The organism is Mucilaginibacter sp. (assembly GCF_041663085.1).
Lineage (GTDB): Bacteria > Bacteroidota > Bacteroidia > Sphingobacteriales > Sphingobacteriaceae > Mucilaginibacter.
In genome coordinates, this window is the sequence record NZ_JBAZRC010000012.1 from 1 (window position 1) to 20,676 (window position 20,676).

At 41.5% G+C, this 20,676-nt stretch carries 16 protein-coding genes; 10 read left to right on the top strand and 6 right to left on the bottom strand.

The genetic code is table 11. From position 1 onward, the window contains the following. The 4 genes from WC615_RS04765 to WC615_RS04780 form a co-directional block, all read right to left on the bottom strand. Positions 1 to 397 (bottom strand): FAD/NAD(P)-binding protein (locus WC615_RS04765; RefSeq protein WP_372976990.1); only part of this gene is annotated, 397 nt, incomplete at its 3' end. Positions 398 to 501: 104 nt separating this feature from the next. Then, positions 502 to 1,224 (bottom strand): sensor histidine kinase, encoded by a 723-nt coding sequence (locus tag WC615_RS04770; RefSeq protein ID WP_372976991.1) that lies wholly within the window; start codon positions 1,222 to 1,224, stop codon positions 502 to 504. Between the two features lie 366 nt (positions 1,225 to 1,590). Beyond that, positions 1,591 to 2,325 carry a LytR/AlgR family response regulator transcription factor gene (locus WC615_RS04775; protein ID WP_372976992.1) on the bottom strand — a complete coding sequence of 245 codons (735 nt, stop codon included), beginning with the start codon at positions 2,323 to 2,325 and terminating at the stop codon, positions 1,591 to 1,593. 220 nt (positions 2,326 to 2,545) lie between these two features. After that, on the bottom strand, positions 2,546 to 4,687 hold the full coding sequence (locus WC615_RS04780; protein ID WP_372976993.1) for an ATP-binding protein: 2,142 nt from the start codon (positions 4,685 to 4,687) through the stop codon (positions 2,546 to 2,548). A 727-nt stretch (positions 4,688 to 5,414) separates the two neighbouring features. On the opposite strand from WC615_RS04780, the gene WC615_RS04785 reads away from it, so the two are divergent. From WC615_RS04785 to WC615_RS04795, 3 genes are read left to right on the top strand one after another with little or no spacing between them, the layout of a single operon-like run. After that, positions 5,415 to 5,963: a ferritin-like domain-containing protein gene (locus WC615_RS04785; protein ID WP_372976994.1), complete on the top strand. Its 549-nt coding sequence runs from the start codon at positions 5,415 to 5,417 to the stop codon at positions 5,961 to 5,963. Between the two features lie 9 nt (positions 5,964 to 5,972). Next, positions 5,973 to 8,192 (top strand): catalase, encoded by a 2,220-nt coding sequence (locus WC615_RS04790; RefSeq protein ID WP_372976995.1) that lies wholly within the window; start codon positions 5,973 to 5,975, stop codon positions 8,190 to 8,192. A gap of 50 nt (positions 8,193 to 8,242) precedes the next feature. Then, positions 8,243 to 8,719 carry an ankyrin repeat domain-containing protein gene (locus tag WC615_RS04795; RefSeq protein WP_372976996.1) on the top strand — a complete coding sequence of 159 codons (477 nt, stop codon included), beginning with the start codon at positions 8,243 to 8,245 and terminating at the stop codon, positions 8,717 to 8,719. A 101-nt stretch (positions 8,720 to 8,820) separates the two neighbouring features. Here WC615_RS04795 and WC615_RS04800 read toward each other — a convergent pair whose 3' ends face one another. Further along, complete coding sequence (locus WC615_RS04800; protein ID WP_372976997.1) at positions 8,821 to 10,059, bottom strand: alkaline phosphatase family protein; 1,239 nt, start codon at positions 10,057 to 10,059, stop codon at positions 8,821 to 8,823. Between the two features lie 178 nt (positions 10,060 to 10,237). On the opposite strand from WC615_RS04800, the gene WC615_RS04805 reads away from it, so the two are divergent. Next, positions 10,238 to 10,501, top strand: coding sequence for a hypothetical protein (locus WC615_RS04805; RefSeq protein ID WP_372976998.1), 264 nt, complete (start codon positions 10,238 to 10,240; stop codon positions 10,499 to 10,501). On the opposite strand, the gene WC615_RS04810 is transcribed toward WC615_RS04805, so the two are convergent. Beyond that, complete coding sequence (locus tag WC615_RS04810; protein WP_372976999.1) at positions 10,472 to 11,095, bottom strand: TetR family transcriptional regulator; 624 nt, start codon at positions 11,093 to 11,095, stop codon at positions 10,472 to 10,474. The genes WC615_RS04805 and WC615_RS04810 overlap by 30 nt on opposite strands. A gap of 456 nt (positions 11,096 to 11,551) precedes the next feature. Between WC615_RS04810 and WC615_RS04815 the strand changes: the two genes are divergently transcribed. The 6 genes from WC615_RS04815 to WC615_RS04840 all read left to right on the top strand — a co-directional run bounded on the left by WC615_RS04815 (position 11,552) and on the right by WC615_RS04840 (position 20,637). Next, the gene (locus WC615_RS04815; protein WP_372977000.1) at positions 11,552 to 14,737 is read left to right on the top strand and encodes a SusC/RagA family TonB-linked outer membrane protein; all 3,186 of its coding nucleotides are present in this window, start codon (positions 11,552 to 11,554) and stop codon (positions 14,735 to 14,737) included. 16 nt (positions 14,738 to 14,753) lie between these two features. Next, a complete protein-coding gene (locus tag WC615_RS04820) occupies positions 14,754 to 16,217 on the top strand; it encodes a SusD/RagB family nutrient-binding outer membrane lipoprotein (RefSeq protein ID WP_372977001.1) in 1,464 nt (487 codons plus the stop codon). Between the two features lie 70 nt (positions 16,218 to 16,287). Further along, positions 16,288 to 17,208, top strand: coding sequence for a metallophosphoesterase (locus WC615_RS04825; RefSeq protein ID WP_372977002.1), 921 nt, complete (start codon positions 16,288 to 16,290; stop codon positions 17,206 to 17,208). A gap of 250 nt (positions 17,209 to 17,458) precedes the next feature. Further along, complete coding sequence (locus tag WC615_RS04830; RefSeq protein ID WP_372977003.1) at positions 17,459 to 18,010, top strand: hypothetical protein; 552 nt, start codon at positions 17,459 to 17,461, stop codon at positions 18,008 to 18,010. Between the two features lie 107 nt (positions 18,011 to 18,117). Next, the gene (locus tag WC615_RS04835; RefSeq protein WP_372977004.1) at positions 18,118 to 18,366 is read left to right on the top strand and encodes a hypothetical protein; all 249 of its coding nucleotides are present in this window, start codon (positions 18,118 to 18,120) and stop codon (positions 18,364 to 18,366) included. A gap of 27 nt (positions 18,367 to 18,393) precedes the next feature. Then, positions 18,394 to 20,637 carry an FG-GAP-like repeat-containing protein gene (locus tag WC615_RS04840; RefSeq protein WP_372977005.1) on the top strand — a complete coding sequence of 748 codons (2,244 nt, stop codon included), beginning with the start codon at positions 18,394 to 18,396 and terminating at the stop codon, positions 20,635 to 20,637. Positions 20,638 to 20,676 lie beyond the last annotated feature (39 nt).

Genomic DNA, 20,676 nt, shown 5'->3' on the forward strand with positions numbered 1-20,676 from the left:
TGTAATGGATAGTATATTCAATGCCCGCCTCGTCTGCTTTTTGTTGTAACAGGGCAAATTGCGCTGCAAGGTATTGGCCAAACAGCAGGCGTGGCAGTACTTTATAATCGTTATATATTTCGGGGGTGATACAAAACTTGTCCAGCAATGCTTTTGGCGCTGTTTTTATCCAGTCGGCAATAGAGGTAACCAACTCCGGGATCTCGTTACCGGATACATTGGTGATATGTTCAGTACCCGCACCTTCGGTGCTGTAGGGCATGCCGGCGCCTAATTCCTGTTTTTTTTCAAAAACAGCTATGGTGATATCCTTACGGCCGGCATCAACCAGGCGTTTAAACATGAACAACCCACTGGGGCCCCCGCCAAGTATGGCAATGCGTTTTTTATTTTTCAATTTACTTGTGCCACCTATTTTAGCGGTGATATATGTAAATCGAAATAACATTAAATTGTTTTACCCGTATTGCTTTATAGGATATTTTATATATTAAGGGTGTATTAAAGTGCTGCTTCCTTTTTTTGCGGAAGGCTATAATAAAATGTGGTGCCCTGGCCCGGGGATGATTCAGCCCAGATACGGCCATTCATCTGCGCTATCATATCCTTGCAAATACTCATGGCTATTCCTGCGCTTTGCAAATAACCCTGTACCTGTGTGTCAGTATCCTGCAAATGGAAAAGCGTTTCCAGCTGGTCGGCAGTCATCCCGTTGCCGCGGTCGGTAAAGGCAACGGTTACCCAGTCTTCGTCTGCACTGCAGGTTACACCTATAATGCCGCCATGCTGCGAATATTTGGTAGCATTACTTAAAATATTGCGATTGATGAATTGCAGCATTTCCTTGTGCGCGTAAATAAGCTGGCGCTCGGGAATAACGTTATATAAGGTAATGTTTTTGCTTATCTGGTCGTAAAGGTATAAACCGTTAGCCTCGTGTATCAGGTCGCACAAAAGCAATGGTTGTGTTTTACCGGCCGAGTTTTCTTTTCTTGATTTTACCCAGCAAAGCAAGCCATCTAATAGTTTGATGCTTTTAGCGGCGGTATTGCTCAGCTCTTCAAAAAGCAAATGCGTTTCATCAACAGCCAAAGGGCGCTGGGTATGTTTAATTACATCGGCAGTCATCACTATAGATGCAAATGGCTGCCGCAGATCATGCGCCATTATAGCTATCAATGTTTGGCAAAAAGTATCTTGTGTTTCCAGGTTGTCTGATTTCATGACCGTGACGTGCGATTGAGTTTAACGGGTTGGCGCAGGTACAGATGGCGCTTTTTGTGCCTGCGATGATAATCGGCGGCAATCCATACAAAAAAAATAATACAGCCGTTCCACATCAGCACTACAAACATTGGCAACATGCGTTGTAAAATAAAATGCATTACGTTTCCCTCCTTTGTTATGAAAAACATGCTATCAGTAACGATAAACAAGGCTTCACATGCAAAGAAAAAAAGAGTTGCCGAAGCTAAAGACCACGTTCGACAGATACCCCGTTATGACAGACAGAAAGGTTGATAGGTTAGACCATGGCTACTCCTAAAAGTTTTGGAAAAGCACTATTTACAGAGATAGAAAAGGTGTTTGTTAGAACCACTGATGCGCGAACTTCCTGAAATCGTCTTTAAACTGTTCGGTTACCGGGATAATGGTTTTACCAATTTTGATAGTGTTTTTGGTGATAGCGTCTATCTTATCTACAGAAACTATAAATGACCGGTGCACCCTTATAAAGCCATTTACAGGCAACTTTTCTTCAAGTCCCTTCATGGTAGTTAAAGCTTTTAAAAAGCCGTTATTGCCCGTTAAATAAACCTTAACGTAATCTTTAAAGCCTTCCAGGTATAAAATGTCTTTCAAATAAATGCGTACCATTTCATACTCTACCTTTAAAAATATAAAATCGTTTATTACATAGCTATCGCTATGTATGGCGGGTTTTTCTTTTTCGGCGAAATAGGTTTTGGCTTTATAGCAAGCTGTTAAAAAATCTTCATACCCCACGGGTTTCAGCAAGTAATCGAGCGCGTTTACTTTGTAACCCTCCAGCGCAAACTTTTCATGCCCGCTTATAAAAACAATACGGGGGGCATTAACGCCATGCATAGCCTGTAGCATTTTAGCAAGTTCCATACCTGTAATACCGGGCATATTAATATCCATAAATATCAGTTGGATATCCTGTGTTTCTATAGCGGCAAGCGCCTCAGAGGGCGACTGATAGAATGTTATTAAGTTTAAAAACGGTACCTGACTTATAAATACCTGCAGATGAGATATGGCTAATTCGTCATCATCCACAATGATACAATTGATTGACATAGGCAAAGATGTAAGCAATAATTGGTCAACAAACACTAAAGCCAATGTTTAACTGGCTTTTTTACCTGCCTTTAATGCTCAGGTGGCTGTATCTGTATATACCGTGCATTAAAATTAGGGTATTGCTTTTATATATTATTAGTGTGATGAAAGTTTTTATGGTGCTGTAAAATCTAAAATGTGTGTTTATTTTCTCAATTGTAGTACGCCATTCCACAATTTATAAACCCAGCGCCAGTATAATTTGCTTTATTAATTCAGCCTCAACAAATGGTTTAACCAAAACACCGGCAAAGCCCTGCACTGTATATTTTTCCCTGTCGGCAGGTAAGCCGTCGTTACTTATTACAATAACAGGAAGTGTATTAAGCGGCGCTTTTAAACTTTTTATGTTTGCAACAAGTTCTGTGGCGTTCATGCCGGGCAGGTTTAAATCGGTCAATACAATTTGTATGGTTTCTTTAGCAATTGTTTGCAGGGCTTCATCGCCGCTTGATGCCTGGTGAAATTTGATGTTCCACTTAGCGGTCATCATTTTAAGGAAAGTTAAGCTAAGCTCATTGCTGTCAACCGCTAAAATGCTTATGCCGTTTAACTTCCATACCGGGTTATTGGTTGCCTGGTCATTTTCGTCAGGCTGGTGGGTTTTGTATAGGATGATAAAACTAAAGGTACTCCCTGTTTTCTCATCGCTTTCTACCTTTATTTCGCCGTTTTGCAGCTGAATAAGCTGCTTGCATATGTATAAGCCCAAACCGGTACCAATTTGCCCCTTAGCAGAGTTTGACTGGTAATATTTAGAGAAAAGCTTAGTTTGCTGCTCAGCACTGATGCCCGCGCCTGTATCAATAATTTTTATTTGCAGCTTATTTACGCCGTTGGCGGGTACAAGCTGTGCTTTTACTGTTATGCCCCCTTGTTTGGTGTATTTTACTGCATTGCTTAATAAATTAACCATTACCTGTTTAAGCCTGAAGCTATCGCCCAGTACCACCGCTTCTTTATTCCCCTCAAAATTATAGGCAAGGCTTAGCTGTTTTTTGGTGGCGCTAAACTCCATACTTTCAACAACTTCTTTTAAAACAGTGTTGGGGTTAAAAGGGTCGCTGTTTATTTTAAAGGTGTTGGTTTCCATCTTTGCGGCATCAAGCGTATCATTTAAGGTATGCAACAACATGTCTGACGAGAGCCTGATAGAGCCCAGCATATCTATTTGCCTGGCCGAGAGGTTTGAACGGCTGAAAATGTACAGGAAGCCGTTAATAGCGGTAAGCGGGTTGCGTACCTCGTGGCTCATGTGCAGCAGCAGGTCCATCTTTTGCTGCGCAATGGTTACCGATCGTTGGTTCTCGCGCAATAAGTACTCTTCGGCCCGGTTAAGGTTGATGATAAATATGATAAGCAGGGTGGCAAATATAAGCACCATTAAAAGCGAGGCCAGGTAAAACTTATTTAATAAAGCGGTGGTGTCGCGATAGCTTTTGAGCGCGTTTTCCTTCAGCTCGTTGATAATGTTGAGGTTGATATTATTTACATCACTTACAATCCTTTCCAGCTCATTATTAATGCGCGTGTTGAGCATTATCATTTGCTTTTGCGTGGTAAACAGCTTTAAATTATGTTGTTGCAGTTGCTTTAGCTGTTTGTTGTAAAAGTTTTTGCTGCGTTTAGCATTTATTTTGTTTACCGAATCAATTATCCGTTTGCTGCGGTTGTAGTTAATTACCGTAACGTTAGGCGCCCCTGTGGTGCCGCTTTTGTTGGTAATAGCATCTTTTATACGCGCAAATAAGCCCTTTTTAGTAACCTTGGCGGTACTTTTTACAGTATCAATACTGTTTGTTACTTTCTCTGTACGTATGTATGGGGCAGCCGTGGTTAAGCCGCTGTTTGATGTATCGGCAGCCGAAGGCTTTTTTAAGAGAGAATCGAAACTATGTTTTAAAATATACAGGTTATCAGAAAGTTTGAGTTTCTTTAAAAACAAGCTCCTTACTTTAACACGCTGTTCGGCAGATAATTTTGTTGTATCTATATCATCTTTAAGCAGCCCGTCTATCAGGTTAAACGATAACGAAAGTTTTGTTCGGTATGAGTTGCTTTTTGCAGTATCGCCGGTTAAAAGCGATTCCTGGAAATCATCCTCGGCTTCGTGAAGCAGCAGTAAGGCTTTTTGTGATTTTGCTTCATCGTACTCAATGCCCGATGTTTGTTTTGAAAGATTGGCCAGCTGGTTGGAAATGGAGCTGTGTACAAACAATGCGGCAATTGCCAGTGCAATTACAAATAGTATAAATGCAATAAGTATCCTTCTTGATAACCCTTTTATATTGGTGGCGGCTAAGTTATTTTGGTTGGGCATAGGGTTGGTAATTGTGAGTTACAGGCAGCAATAATAGAGCGCGGCAGGGCCTCCCAAAAATCGTTAAAAAAATGAAATTTTATACCAATTTTAAATTTTGTGCCCACAAGGATGTTTGCAAGGTAGTGCCGGCTTATATTTTATATAACCTTTCTTTTTTTGCCGACATGATACGATACCTGGATTTAAGGCATTTAGCGCAAAAATATCGTTTTATGGGTATAAAAAATAAAAGGTTTTGCCCAAACCAGTTCCTGGGCAATTTATAGTGAAAGGGCTGCGAGCACTTGCCGCACCTTAAAAATTCTCTTTGATCGTGGTTCATCACATCGTTCTTAACAACAAGCTAAACAGCTATACGCCCGGGCGTGTATAGCCACAGGTTTTACCGGGCAAAGGAATAAATACTTCCGCAATATTTAAAAAAAGTCGACGTAAAGCGGAAAGCGATCGACGGAACACGGGGAAATAACAGACAGGACGGGCTCGCCTGATGAATATGTTCCCAGTAACCGGCTGTTAATGGAGATGGATATACACGCCCTGTATCCCGGCATAATTTACATTGCAATATGTTCCCCAATATAAATATTAATTATAACGATAAATTTAGTGAACAATCATACAACTATTGTGTTTATTATTTGCCTGTCTGCTCTATTTATTTTAGCCGTTCCCAATCTTTTTTCCCGGCAGGCCAACCATTAACTTATTTAAAAAATTTGTCATGAGCAAAGAAACAGGGGAACCTAAATTCAGCACCAAAACATCACCAAAGGCCGAGCCTGCCTTACTGGAATTGTTTACCGATGGTATTAAAGACATTTACTGGGCAGAGAACCACCTGGTAAAAACGCTGCCTAAAATGCAAAAAGCAGCTACTTCAAAAACACTGGTGAGCGCCATTGAAGGCCATTTGGAAGAAACCAAAACACATGTAACACGCCTTGAACAGGTATTTAAACTGCTGGGCGAGGAAGTGCAGGCGCAAAAATGTGATGCTATGGAAGGCCTTACCAAAGAGGGTGAAGGCATTATAGAAAGCACCGAACCCGGCACCGCAACGCGCGATGTAGGGATCATCCTTGCTTCACAAAAGGTTGAGCATTATGAAATAGCTACGTATGGCGGTTTAACCCAATTGGCTAAAACGCTTGGGTTAAACGATGTGGCCGAATTACTTTATCAAACCCTTACGGAGGAAAAAGCCGCGGATGAGAAATTAACCGGGGCGGCGGAGAACGATATTAATTACCTGGCTGCAAACGAAGCTTAACACAATACCATGAGCAAGAAAAACACCCCCCCAAAGCTGGGTACAGAAACGGCAATAGATAAGAAGTTAGCCGCACAACCCGAAAATAGTAAAACAACGCAACTGGCCGAACATACGGCAGATGCAACCGGCGAACGGATGAATACCAATACCGGTTTAAATATAAATGACGACCAAAACTCGCTTAAAGCAGGCGACCGCGGCCCTACCTTACTGGAAGATTTTATCCTGAGGGAAAAGATCACGCATTTTGATCACGAACGTATCCCCGAACGTGTGGTGCATGCAAGGGGCTCCGGTGCGCACGGGGTATTTAAAGTTTATGAGTCGTTATCAGGCGTAACAAAAGCGAAATTTTTAAACGATATTGAAAGGGAAACGCCGGTATTTGTACGCTTCTCTACAGTAGCCGGCTCGCGCGGATCAAGCGACCTGGCGCGTGATGTACGCGGTTTTGCCGTACGTTTTTATACGCAAGAGGGTAATTTTGACCTGGTGGGCAATAATATGCCCGTGTTTTTTATACAGGACGCCCTTAAATTTCCAGACCTGATACATGCGGTAAAACCCGAGCCGGATAACGAGATCCCCCAGGCGGCTTCTGCACATGATACCTTTTGGGATTTTATTTCCCTGATGCCCGAATCGGCACATATGGTTATGTGGGCCATGAGCGACAGGGCTTTGCCACGCAGCCTGCGTATGATGGAAGGCTTTGGTGTGCATACCTTCCGTTTAATAGATGAGGCGGGTAAAGCCAGTTTTGTTAAGTTTCACTGGAAACCTTTGCTGGGCGTACACTCCGTTGCCTGGGACGAAGCGCAGAATATATCCGGGAAAGACCCCGATTTTCACAGAAGAGACTTGTGGGATGCTATTGAGAGTGGTGCTTTCCCTGAATGGGAGCTTGGCCTGCAGATCATTCCGGAGGAAGATGAGTTTAAATTTAATTTTGACCTGCTTGACCCAACAAAGCTGGTGCCCGAAGAGTTGGTGCCGGTGCAGCGCGTTGGTAAAATGACGCTGAACCGTAACCCCGATAATTTTTTCGCAGAAACAGAACAGATCGCTTTTCACCTTGGCCATATAGTGCCGGGGATAGATTTTTCAAACGATCCGCTTTTACAGGGACGTTTATTCTCTTATACGGATACACAGTTAACCCGTTTAGGCGGGCCAAATTTCCAGGAGATCCCTATAAACCGCCCTATTGTACCTGTGCACAATAACCAGCGCGATGGTTTTATGCGTCAAATCATTAATAAAGGTAAAACCAGCTATAGCCCAAACTCTTTGGGGAATAATGACCCGCAACAAGTAAAAGAAGCGGATGGTGGTTTTGTAAGCTATCAGGAACGGATAGAGGCGCGTAAATTACGCAGGAGGAATAAAAGTTTCTTTGACCACTTTAGCCAGGCACGCCTTTTCTTCAACAGCCAGTCGGACCCGGAGAAGAACCACATTGTTGATGCCCTTACCTTTGAGTTGGGTAAAGTAAAAACGGTTGCCATCAGGCAGCGTATGCTGGGCATACTGGAGCAAATAGATAAAGGGCTGGCAACGCAAGTAGCCTTTGGTTTAGGCCTGCACCTGCCGGCAAAAGCCGATTTGCCTTCCAACCAAAGTATCCCTGCTGATGGCGACCCTTCCGAATACCAGTCAATACAGGTTGATGGATCAATTGCCCGGTCTGCAGCATTAAGCATGGCCAATACTATTAAAAACACTATCAAAAGCCGCAAAATTGCTATACTGACTGCAGATGGCGCTAATGCGGAATCCATCATAAATATTAAAAATAAACTGACTGCCGAAGGGGCCGTAGTAGAAATAATTGCGCCAAGGCAAGGGTACATTACAGCCGAGAATGATGCGCAGATAGAAGTTGACCAAAGTTTTTTGGGTGCAGCATCGGTATTATTTGACGCGGTTTATGTTGCCGGCGGTACCAACGCTGTGGCAACCCTGGAGGCAGAAGCCAACGCGGTACATTTCCTGAACGAAGCGTTTAAACATTGCAAGGCCATTGCGGCGCATGATGATGCAAAGCAGGTTTTAGATGCAACCTATTTTAGTAAGAAACTTCCGCCCGATTACAGTGAGGAAACTGTGCTGAGCGAAGGTGTGCTGCTGGGTGATGCCGGTAATAAATTTGCAAGCCTTTTTGTGAAGATGATTGCGCAGCACCGTTTTTGGGAACGCGAGAAACCAAGATTAATACCTGCATAAATTAATTCTATAGCCTGTGCGAACGCACAGGCTATTTTTACAAAATATATATGGACCCAATTATTACACAATTAACCGGCGCAGCCCGTTCAGGAAATATCGAATTGCTTACAGACCTGATAGCCTCGGGGGCAAACCTTAATGCGAAGGATGAAAAAGGGTTTACCCCGCTCATAATTGCATGCTATAATAATAAAGCCGAAGCCGCAAAACTTTTACTTATGGCCGGCGCCGAGGTGGACGCTTCAGACTTTGGCGGCAACACCGCACTTATGGGTGTTTGCTTTAAAGGGTACCCGGCTATTGCCGAGCTATTGCTTGACTATTGTGCGAACCCCAATTTGCAGCATGGCAATGGCGGCACAGCGCTAATGTTTGCTGCCATGTTTGGCCGTAACGATATTATAAAGATCCTTTTGGCGCATGGTGCTGATAAAGCTATTGTAGACAACCGCGGGATGTCGGTTTTTGACCTGGCCGCGCAACAGGGTAACGAAGAGGGGATAGCTATACTGGAACAGGATTGAGCTGCTATAGCTAATTTAAAAAGTAAGCCTCTTTGATTTCTCTAAGAGGCTTGCTTTTTTGTGTATCAGACGCAGTGGATAAACCATTCGCCGTGGCTGTTTTATTTTACAGGTTTAACAACATGCCAAACATTTACAGTGTTGTGCTTACCTTCTATTACAACTTTATAAAAAGGCTGGCCAACTAAACCGGCAGAAGTATAACTGAATTTTTGTGCGCCAGAGGTTGGCGTGCCTATCAGCTTGTAGGTATCGGCTTTACCTTCCTTTACATTATTTGTATAGGTGATATATACTTTCAGTTTTTCGGCAGGTGCAAATGTTTTCCATTTTACGGTGAATCCCTGTGCGGTTGTATCCAGCGTAGCGTTACTTAATGATACCGGGCCGGTGATAGGTACGCCGTCAAGTTCCCTTTTTATTGGAGCAGGCAGGTTGATGTTTAAATAATTGGCAACAGATGGCAGGATATCTACAATGCCGGGTTGGGCATACTTCATATAAGCATTGGTAACAGGCTTATTCAATATCATCCAGGTGGTTCTTTCGCGTTCGCTTTGGCCACCGTGCCCGTGCCCGTTTACCGGGTCGCGGCCGTGGTCGGTCGTGATCACCAGCAACCACTTTTCTTTAAATTTCGCTTCCCTGTAATGAATGGCGGCAGCAATTTTTTTCATCCGCTCATCTAAAAGGCCAATAGCTTTATCAAACTCTTTCCCTGTGCCCTTGCTATGGCCAACATCATCCGTGTATTCCAGGTATATCCATGACAGGTCGGGCGCTTTTTCCCTGATAACCAAATCGGCACAATTCACAACATGGTCATCAATTTGATTCATGTAAAGGCCGGCTTTATCATGCGGAAAGTGTGCGGTGTCTTTTTCAAAGCCATCATACACATAATCTACAGACAGGTTTTGTGTTTGCGGCAGGCCCGTTCCCAGTAACATCTTCCGGTTTTGTACCCAGGTAGAAAATATGGCAGTAGTGCCGGCTGGCCTTGCTGTTTTAAACAGCCTAAAAATGGTGGGGTAATTATAGTTAGGGTGCTGGTTATCATTATCCCAAACATTATGTTTATAGCCCCATGTGCCGGTTAACATATCGTTATAGCCGGGTGCCGATATGGTAGGTGTTTCGGTATAGGTGCCTTTTGTGCCACCAACATGGGCACGGGTGTAGGCCCCTTCGTTAATAATTTGCTGCATGGCAGGGGGGCGCAGGCGTTCTATCACGTCGGCGGGTATACCGTCTGCAATAACCAATACAACCTTTGGTTTAGTCTGCGCTAACGCAGTAAGGCTTAGCATTGTTAAAAGTAAAGTGTTTATGATACGCATATATATTGTTTTTTGTTTTAGGGAGGTGGTAAACAGGGTGTGGGGCATTGCCATGACCCTTGTCAGGGGCCAAAAGTATATTCCTGCTATTAGCAAATTGTTAAGGTTAATATTAATATTTTGGTTATCTCCATTTTTAATTAATCTTGCTGTGTTGATAAGAACTTAATCCAATAGCATGAAGCAAATTATATTATCAGGTATTGGCTGGCTGGGTGTTGCGTTTTGCACAGTAGGGTACCTGCTGTTAAGTATGAAAGTGCTTACTGCCGAATCGCGCATTTTTCAGTTATTAAATATTCTGGGTGGGCTATGTTTAGTAGCTACAGCTGTTGATAGTGATGATATGCCAAATGCAGTAGCCAACTTACTATGGATGTTTATAGGGGTTTATGCTTTAGGTCGCCGCTTATTAACTCAAAGCCTCGTCCGTAAGGATTGAATGTTCCATCCCTAAAATTTGGTAGGCCCTGTTCTTATAATACTCCAGCCTTGCCGCGTAGGCTTTTTTATCATTTTCAAGCGAAAGGTAAAAATACGCACCATCCACCAGCACAAATATCAGATCGGCAGCAGTTTTAGGTTCTGCAACACGTGTTAACTGCTTTGTATTGCATTGCTCTATCATTGATGAAAGGGCAAGGCGAAGGGAATCCAGTATAGCTTTATATTTCATTTTAATTTTTTTCTCTCTAAAGGCCAGTGCATAAAATGTGTAGAACAGCCCGTCATCAAATAAAAGGTTCCATTTTTTTGAGAAAAGCATTTCAATTGTTTTTTGCAGATCTGTAAGTGTAACCTCTTGTTTGTTTTTGATAGTATAGATAAGTAGGTACCTCTCCAGTATATGATCTATCAATGCATAGGTTAAGTCCTCTTTTGTTTCAAAGTAATGGCTAACCAGGCTTGGGTTAATATCCATCACTTTAGCTATTTTGGCAATAGAGGTATTCTCGTACCCTTCCTTTTTAGCAACCTTGTAAAAAGTCTTTATAATTTCTAATTGTCTTTCCTCTTTAAGGCTTTTTCTACCCATGTTAATTATTGTGAACGGTTAAACTAAACAAAAGTAATGTTATTCTGAAATAAAATAGATTGATTGACCATTCAATTAATTTATTAATTTAACGCTAACTTTCAGATAACATGATAAGCGGAACTTAGGCCTCGATTTAAATAGCACAACATTACAAAAATCAGATTTGCTAAATCTTAATTAATTATGAAAAAATGTGCTTGATATGCTTTATAAGTTAAAAAAAGGGGGATGTCCGGCCTATCATTATGAGCTGTGTGACTTTGAATGCCGAAGGTTCGGCCATCAATAGATGACAATTAATTATAACCCTTAAACTATAAAAAACGATAGCAAAAAAAACATAATGATTTAAACACAGGCCAGGTTTGTGTTTAAAAAAAACCGGCATGTACGAGGTGCTGGTTGAATGTTATCCTCTACACAGTTTACATTAAATAACAAATCAGTTAGTTTATGAAAAAAAAGAATTTTACCCATTTTTTGCTTCCTTCATTTTTACGGTGCCTGGGCCTGCTTATGGGCTTTACCGTACTTTTAAATACGTTTGCCTTTGGTGAAAAAGCAAATGTTTCTGCTAATATGTTTGGAAGCGCTCCCCGGATTATAAAAGGCTATGTTACCGATAGTAAAAAGGTAACCTTACCAGGAGTTTCTGTATTAATAAAAGGTACTAATAAAGGCACTATAACCGGCCAGGACGGAGGGTTCTCTATCAAAGCCGATAATGGAGACATACTTGTTTTAACCTATTTAGGTTTCAAGACCCTTGAAGTACCCGTAACCGAAAGTAACTTATACAATATAACCCTGGAAGAAGATGCCAAGGGGTTGACCGAGGTTGTAGTAACCGCATTGGGCATAAAAAAGGAAAAAGCCAAGCTGGGCTATGCTGTACAGGAAGTAAAAGGAGAGGCCCTGGTTAAGGCGCGAGAACCTAATGTAATTAGTTCATTAACCGGCCGGGTAGCAGGGCTTAACATTAGCAACTCGACAGACCTGTTTCAGGACCCGGGTATTACTTTGCGTGGTAAAAAACCCCTTATTGTAATTGATGGTATACCTGACCAAACAGCAGATTTGTGGAAGATTAATGCGGATGATATTGAAAGCATGAGTGTGCTAAAAGGAGGTAACGCGGCTGCCTTGTATGGTAATATTGGTAGAGACGGCGCCATTATGATAACTACCAAACGCGGTAAAGGGAAAGAGTTAAGTATTGAGGTAAATTCCTCAACCGAGTTTCAGCCAAGCTTTATCCGTATCCCAAAGGTACAAACCAAATACGGCAACGGTAATTACGGCCAATATGCCTATGTAGATGGTTCTGGCGGTGGAACGGAGGGCGGAGGCTGGATATGGGGCCCGGAACTGGATAAAAAAGATCCTTCTACAAAAAGTGGTTTTTTTGAAACCCCGCAGTTTGACAGCCCGATTGACCCGGTAACCGGAAAACGGATACCTACGCCTTTTATTTCAAGAGGTAAAAACAACGTAACAGACTTTTTCAGGACAGGGCTTATTTCCAGTAATAACATTACGATTATGCAAAGCTCTGATAAGGGAAGTTTTCGGGCATCGGCCTCACACATATATCAGCAGGGCATTGTACCAAATACCGATTTGAAAAATACCTCTTTTAACATCTCGGGAAACTATAAATTAACCGACAAGCTTACCCTTGATAGCCGGTTAAGCTATAATAAACAGTATACCAAAAATTTCCCGGAAACTGGTTATGGCCCTACTAACTATTTATATAACCTGGTTTTATGGACTGGTGCCGATGTGAGTGTTAAAGACTTGCGCAATTACTGGGTACCCGGACAAGAGGGGGTACAACAGCGTAATTATAATACATCGTATTATAACAACCCCTATTTTCAGGCTTATGAATACCTGCGGAGTTATGATAAAAACAGCACTTTTGGGTCAGTTGACCTTGATTATAAAATCAATTCAGATTTTAATGTTAAACTAAGAAATGGCATTAATCAGTACGGCCTGTTTCGCGATTATAGTGAGCCTAAAAGCTACATTGGCTATGGCGATAAATCGCGCGGGCAGTACACCGCTGCTACCGATAATTATTTTGACATAGCGACAGATCTGATTGGCGATTATAACCATACTTTTTCTGACAAGTTTAAGATCCACGCATTGGTTGGGGGGGCAAATTATTATCGTAACCAAAGGTATGGCTCCATTGCTACCGACGGCTTAACTGTACCGGGGCTTTATAATCTCGGTAATTCAGCCAACCCTATTAAAGGTAATTACTTTTTAGAGCAACGTAGAACAAGCAGCGTATATGGATCATTAGATCTGGAATTTTTAAATGCTATTTATGTATCTGCAACAGGCAGAAATGATATTATATCAAGGTTACCCGTAAAGAATAACAGCTTCTTTTACCCCTCAATAAACACATCGGTTGTAATATCATCATTAACACAACTACCAACATGGTTTACGTACTTAAAAGCACGAGGGGGATTCTCAAAAGTTTCGGCAGGCAATTTAAACCCAAACGACCCCTATACTTATCGTTACCTGTTAACGTATGATACCGGTACCACATGGAATAATTTGCCATCGTTAACCTATAGCAGCACACAGAAAAACCCCAATTTAATTCCCGCAACCACAACAAGTTGGGAAATAGGTATTGATAGCAAGTTTTTTAATAATCGTATTGGTTTAGAGGCTACTTATTATAAAAACCGCGACTACAATAATCTTTTAGATCTGGAAAGATCAATAGCAAGCGGATATAGCAGTCAGCAGCTCAACGCCATAGAATATAGCCGCAGAGGTTTTGAATTTGTATTATCAGCCTCGCCAGTACGAAATAAAGACTTTAGATGGGATGTTGCCGCTAACTTTAGCACCTATAAAAGGATACTCACCAAAACTTATGATGGTCAGGAATATTTTGGTAACCTAAAAGTAGGCGACCGTGCTGATAAATTATTTACAGGTGTTTATCAAAAAGATCCGCAGGGAAACATTATTTATGGAAGCAATGGTTTCCCGGTTGATGATCCCTACCCAAGAGCTATAGGGAACAGCGACCCTAACTGGACCTACGGTTTAGAAAACACGTTTACTTATCACGCCTTTTCTTTGAAGTTTTTAGTTGATGGCCGTATTGGTGGTATGTTATACTCTACCACAAACCAAAAAATGTGGTGGGGCGGTACCAATCCGGGTACGTTAAACCAATACCGTATAGATGCTAATAACGGCCAGGAAACCTTTGTAGGTAAAGGTGTTGTGGTTGTCTCTGGTAGCGCTACTTATGATGTAAATGGTAATATCACATCAGATACCCGTGTATTTGCGCCCAATACAAAAGCGGTAAACTATATTGATTATATGACCACTACAAGTAACGGTGCTTATAATAACTACAATTATTTTTCGCAAACCTTTTTAAAACTCCGCGAGGTAACGTTAACATGGCAGATGCCTTCCAAAATGTTTAATAAAACATTAATAAAGGGTATTACACTATCAGCGGTGGGCCGTAACCTGTTATTGTTTTCAAAGATACCTAACATAGATCCAGACCCCGGAGTTGATAATCTTCAAACTCCATCAACACGTACAATTGGTTTTAACGCAAACTTTAAATTCTAACCAGTAAAATATTTATATGAAAAAAGTAATCTTAATATTGCTTGTAGGAATAGCTTTACTGCAAGCGGGATGTAAAAAATTTAGCGAATTTCAAACAGACCCTAATAAAGCAACTAAGGCCACGCCCGATTTGCTTTTGAATTCAATTGAACAAAGCGCGTTTCAGTCTACCGATATCAATAATGCGCTTATATGCCGCCAAATGATAAATACCGATGGCGTATCCCTATCGCAATACTATGGTTGGTCAAGGAATAGTTATAATGATTATGACAATTTGCTTCAAGTATTAAAAATGGAACAAGCCGCCACAGCATTAAACAAACCGGAATACGTGCCTATTGGTAAATTTTTTAGGGCATGGTATTTTTTAAGGCTCACCCAGTTATTTGGCGACATCCCATATTCGGCGGCCTTAAAAGGTGACGAGGGGAATTATACACCGGTTTACGATAAACAGCAGGATATTTATTTAAGTATACTGAATGATCTGAAAGCGGCTAACGACCTGATAACGGCCAGTACAACACCCATACAAGGCGATATTGTATTTAACGGTAATATGCAGCAATGGAAAAAGGCCATCAATTCATTATCATTAAGGGTTTTAATGAGCCTGTCTATAAAAGAGCCTAATACCCCCGCCCTTGATATTAAAAAACGCTTTGCCGATATTGTGAGCAACCCCGCCCAGTATCCTATTTTAACCGGCAATGTTGATAATGTTAAGCTAACCTTTTATAATTTAGATGCTAACCGGTATCCATATTTTAACAGCAATGATATACAAACGGCTGAGTATATGGACGAAACCTTTATTGATTTATTGAAGTCTTTAAATGATACCCGCTTGTTTAGCTTTGCAGATAAAGCATCGAAATTTGCAGACTTGCCGGTTACAGATTTTAATGCCTATGGTGGCGCAAATGGTAGTGCTCCTATTGCAACTAATAGGGGGCGGGCACTTGCGGGCACGGTTTCGAGAATTAACCCTCGTTTTTATAAAGACCCGATTAATGAACCCAGCATCGCGCTAGGGTATGCCGAGGTGCAATTTATTTTGGCAGAAGGTGTAGTTAAAGGTTGGATAACCGGTACTGCCAGTGATTATTATAATAAAGGGATACAGGCTTCGATGCTGTTTTACGGTATTGATCAGCCAACTATTGATACATACCAGGCACAAACCGGTGTAAAATTACAGGGTGCAGCCAATCCCATTAAAAACATTATTACTCAAAAGTATATAGCATCATTTATGAACAGTGGTTACCAACCGTTTTATGAACAGCGCCGTACCGGTTACCCTGTTTTTGATGTATCTGGTGGCGGTATTTTAAATGGAGGCGTAATCCCAAAACGCTGGATGTACCCGGATAGCGAATCGAGGCTTAACCAAAAAAACCTTGTGGATGCTATAAACAGGCAATATCCCGGCGGTGATAATATTAACGGGGTAATGTGGTTGCTTAAACCCTGATGTAACTTTATTTACCCGGCAGATACTTTTACCTGCCGGGTAAATATTTTATGATGCAGAACAAAATGTGATGAAATTGAACAGAAGATCTTTATTAAAAGCCGCAGGCGTAGCCACCGGTATAATAGCCACAGGTGGGCTGCCTGCCTTAGCTTCCGAAAATAGTAATGAGGATAAAAAAGGTAAAAAGTTGGCGCTTAATGTGGCCCACATTACCGATGTACATATCAGGGAGGGCGACAACGCACCGGCGAGGTTTAAAAATTGTTTGAAGCATATAATAACCAAACATAAGCCCGATTTTTTCTTAAACGGGGGCGATTCTATCAACGATGCATCGTATGATAATGTAACGTATGACCAGGTTATCCGGCAATGGGGTATTTGGGATGAATGCATAACCATGCTTGATAAATACGAAGTACATAGCTGTATTGGCAACCATGATTCGTGGTGGAAAGCGCCATCAAAAGAGGATGCCATGTACGGCAAGGAATATGTGGTTAAACGGTTAAAGATTCCGCACCGGTATTATAGCTTCACCAATAAGAACTGGCATTTTATTGTGCTTGATGGCAATAACAGCAACATATCCCTTGATGAGGAGCAGTTTAACTGGCTACAGGCCGAACTGGAGAATATCCCTCAAAATGAGTTTGTATTGCTCATGTCGCATTACCCTATTTTGGGCACCACCCAGGTGCTGGTAGGCGGTGGCCATTCTGATCATAAGAAACTAAAGGACCTGTTTTACAAACATCGCGATAAAGTAAGGATATGCTTAAGCGGGCATAATCATTTGTCTGACCATACCTTGTACAATGGCGTTTTATATTGCTGCAACGGGGCCATGAGCGGTTTTTGGTGGGGTAAAGGCGATAAAGAGTCGGCCGGCCCCGGCTATTATTTTGAAACCCCTCCGGGCTATGCCATGCTGCGCTTATACGAAGATGGAACCGTTGAGAATGAATATTATCCGCATCCCTATTAAGGATGTTTTATAAACCACTCTGCAAATAAACAAAAAGCCTCTTAAGTTAAATACTAAGAGGCTTTTGTGGTATTAACTGCGACCAAATTAACGAGAATTAAGATTTTCGTTTTGCTGTTCTATAACCCGGGTTATGAAAATGGTCCGTTTAACATCCTTATATGATAAAAAGGCTCTAATAATAGTTTCATTTTGGAAATTAAACTATTATTACCTAGGTTTATATAACCAAAGTATACAACCGTAATAGTTGAAAAAGATTTTTGCAATATTCATGCTTGCCGTGCTTGTGTTTAACATGGGCGGGTATATGTTATTGTTTCAATATTTTATAAAAGCATCAGACCGGTTTGCCAACGAGCAAATAAGCAAAGGTTATTACAGGCCCGATGAACTGGTAGAAATAAAGATCCCTGTGCGGATGCCTTACGTTCAGGAACAACGCCAATACGAAAATATCTCAGGCCAGATCCAGCTAAAAGGCAGCTGCTATAACTACGTAGCCCTTAAAATGACAAGAGATACCATGTACGTGAAGTGTATACCCAATTACACAAAAACCAAACTGGTAAATGATAATGTTATTACTGCTAAAGAAATAAGCGATACACCGCTTGCCAAAAAAAACCATCTGCCGATTGTTAAAAAAACAGGGTTGGATAACGACTATAATTACACCATTGCGTTATTTGACCTTACGGTGCCTGCAAGATCAACACGCACGCAGCTTGTTTATGTAGCACCAAAAGTACTGAATACCTATTTTTCTGCACCGGCACAACCACCAGACGCCCGGGCATAATCCAATTATTGTAATTCACGGGAATGTATAACAGGTACAGCTATAAGCTGCTGCCTTAACCTACATGCATTTTTTACTGCTTATTACCATAAGCGGCAAATTGCCGTATGCATCCCCATTTACTTACTTTTTTATTGATTGTTTTATGCTTTATAGCACTTGAAGATCATTTGCCGGGTATTATCGGTTTGTTAAAATATCCTACAAGCAGGTATATCAATTATGATGCGTCAGGCAAACTGCTCCGCAAGCGGCATTACGATAACAGCGCGCCAGCAATAACCACGGACTATATAGACAGGGCATCTACACCGTATTGTATGCAAGAAGGTTATCAATCAAGTGTATATAAATAAAAAAACCATCTGCTTACCTGAAACAACATGACCATAAAACTAAAAATCATCATCCTTGCGCTTGCAGTATTTGCAGCGCTGGGGTTTACGCTGATTGTAAAAAGGCGATCAAATTCTCATAACCAAATGATCGCTACACTACAGGCGATCCATCGGAAAAACACCAATATCGAAAATCCGTTTAACGCGGAACCTAAAATAGCATATCTGGATTCGTTTATTAAAGCAACCCCCGCTGCAGAGGACAGGGAACTGCTCTCAACAAAAGGTGCGTTATTATTAGAGGCCGGTAAAGAACAGGAAGCCGTAAAGCAATATGAAAAGGTCATGAACCAAATGGATTTTATGACCACAGACGAAGTATTGGATAATGCCGGTATAGCTTACATGCGCTTAGGCGAACGCAGCAATTGTATGTTAAACCACACTGGTTCGTCGTGCATATTTCCTATTAAGGATGATGGGGTGCATATTATCAAAACCGGCTCAACCAAGGCTATTGAAACATACAAAACCTTACTGAAAATAAACCCGAATGATCTGGAGTCGAGGTGGCTGATCAACATTGCTTACATGACATTAGGGCAATACCCGCAAAATGTACCGGCAGATTTACTGATTCCCGGGCTTAATGAAACAAATGTAACTGATGTAAAACCATTTAAAGATATAGCCAAAAGCTTGGGGCTTAACACCAACGGCAGGGCCGGTGGTGTAATTGTAGATGACTTTAACAACGATGGGTACCTGGATATAGTAACTTCTGCATGGGACCTGAGCGACCCTATGCATTATTTTGAGAATAACCGAAACGGCACATTTAGCGATGTTACCGAACGGGCTAATTTAACGGGTATTACAGGCGGGCTAAACATTCAGCAAACTGATTACAACAATGATGGGAATATAGACATATTTGTGCTGCGTGGTGCATGGCTTGATAAAGGCTTTGGCGACCAGCCAAGCTCATTGCTGCGCAACAATGGCGACGGAACCTTTACAGATGTTACTAACGAAAGCGGCCTGATGTTTTTTCATCCTACACAGGCAGCTACCTGGGCCGATTTTAACAATGATGGGTGGCTTGATGTTTTTATAGGTACCGAAAGCCATAACTACGATATTAACAGCAGGCCGTCTAATTGCATGTTGTATGTCAATAACCACGATGGTACATTTACCAATGTTGCAAAGGCCGCGCATGCTGATATAAGCGCATTTGTAAAAGGTGTTACCTCTGCCGATTATAATAACGACGGATGGATGGATGTATTTATCTCTACCATGGATGGGAAAAAACACTTGCTTAAAAACAAGGGTAAAAAAGGCAGTGGTATTGATTTTGAAGATGTAACAGAACTGGCCGGTATAGCCGGAAATACAGAGCGTACCTTTACTACCTGGTTTTACGACTACAATAATGATGGCTGGCAGGATATCATCGTATGCGATTATAAGTTTGAGCATGCGCTGTCATACTATGCAGCAGCGGAAGCCTTAGGGAAACCTATACCCGATGCAGGCAATGTATTTTTATACAGAAATGATCATAACGGAAAGTTTACTAACGTAACCAAAGAGGCTGGCCTTGATAAAGTGGTTTACAGTATGGGGGCCAACTTTGGTGATATTGATAACGATGGCTACCTGGATATGTATTTTGGAACAGGCAACCCCGATTTCAGATCATTAGTGCCTAATAAGTTTTTCAGAAACGTTGGTGGTAAGAAGTTTGAAGATATTACCACGGCATCCCATATGGGTAACCTGCAAAAAGGGCATGGTATTGCTTTTGCCGACTTGAGGAACGTAGGCAAGCAGGATATTTTTGCCGAAATGGGCGGCGCCTACATCGGCGACTCATACACCAGTTCGTTATATTTAAATCCCAACAATAATAACAACAACTGGATAAGCCTTAAGCTGGAAGGTGTAAAGGCAAATAAAGCCGCAATTGGCAGCCATATAAAACTAACATTCACCGACAACGGTGTGCGAAGATCTGTTTATAAAGATGTAAATTCGGGTGGGAGCTTTGGCGCATCGCCATTAAAGCAGGAAATAGGTATCGGAAAAGCAACCGTTATTGACGAAATTGAAATAAAATGGGCGGGAAGCAATGTTATACAGCATTTTAAAAATGTATTGCCAAATCAGTTTTTGCAGATAACGGAGGGGAATAACAAATATCAAATTAACAAATTGGCTAAACTAACTTTTATTGATAAGCAAGACCCGCTTTGTATGCCAATGACTGCAAAACTTAAATAAAATAAGTATATTTAAATATCTAATAACCAAACAACTAAA

Excerpts from the sequence above, each read along its gene's own strand:
- WC615_RS04835 (WP_372977004.1), top strand. The coding sequence starts at position 18,118 with ATGCATCCCCATTTACTTACTTTTTTATTGATTGTTTTATGCTTTATA.
- WC615_RS04840 (WP_372977005.1), top strand. The coding sequence starts at position 18,394 with ATGACCATAAAACTAAAAATCATCATCCTTGCGCTTGCAGTATTTGCA.
- WC615_RS04770 (WP_372976991.1), bottom strand. The coding sequence starts at position 1,224 with ATGAAATCAGACAACCTGGAAACACAAGATACTTTTTGCCAAACATTG.
- WC615_RS04780 (WP_372976993.1), bottom strand. The coding sequence starts at position 4,687 with ATGCCCAACCAAAATAACTTAGCCGCCACCAATATAAAAGGGTTATCA.
- WC615_RS04795 (WP_372976996.1), top strand. The coding sequence starts at position 8,243 with ATGGACCCAATTATTACACAATTAACCGGCGCAGCCCGTTCAGGAAAT.
- WC615_RS04820 (WP_372977001.1), top strand. The coding sequence starts at position 14,754 with ATGAAAAAAGTAATCTTAATATTGCTTGTAGGAATAGCTTTACTGCAA.
- WC615_RS04825 (WP_372977002.1), top strand. The coding sequence starts at position 16,288 with ATGAAATTGAACAGAAGATCTTTATTAAAAGCCGCAGGCGTAGCCACC.
- WC615_RS04805 (WP_372976998.1), top strand. The coding sequence starts at position 10,238 with ATGAAGCAAATTATATTATCAGGTATTGGCTGGCTGGGTGTTGCGTTT.
- WC615_RS04815 (WP_372977000.1), top strand. The coding sequence starts at position 11,552 with ATGAAAAAAAAGAATTTTACCCATTTTTTGCTTCCTTCATTTTTACGG.
- WC615_RS04810 (WP_372976999.1), bottom strand. The coding sequence starts at position 11,095 with ATGGGTAGAAAAAGCCTTAAAGAGGAAAGACAATTAGAAATTATAAAG.
- WC615_RS04800 (WP_372976997.1), bottom strand. The coding sequence starts at position 10,059 with ATGCGTATCATAAACACTTTACTTTTAACAATGCTAAGCCTTACTGCG.
- WC615_RS04790 (WP_372976995.1), top strand. The coding sequence starts at position 5,973 with ATGAGCAAGAAAAACACCCCCCCAAAGCTGGGTACAGAAACGGCAATA.
- WC615_RS04785 (WP_372976994.1), top strand. The coding sequence starts at position 5,415 with ATGAGCAAAGAAACAGGGGAACCTAAATTCAGCACCAAAACATCACCA.
- WC615_RS04775 (WP_372976992.1), bottom strand. The coding sequence starts at position 2,325 with ATGTCAATCAATTGTATCATTGTGGATGATGACGAATTAGCCATATCT.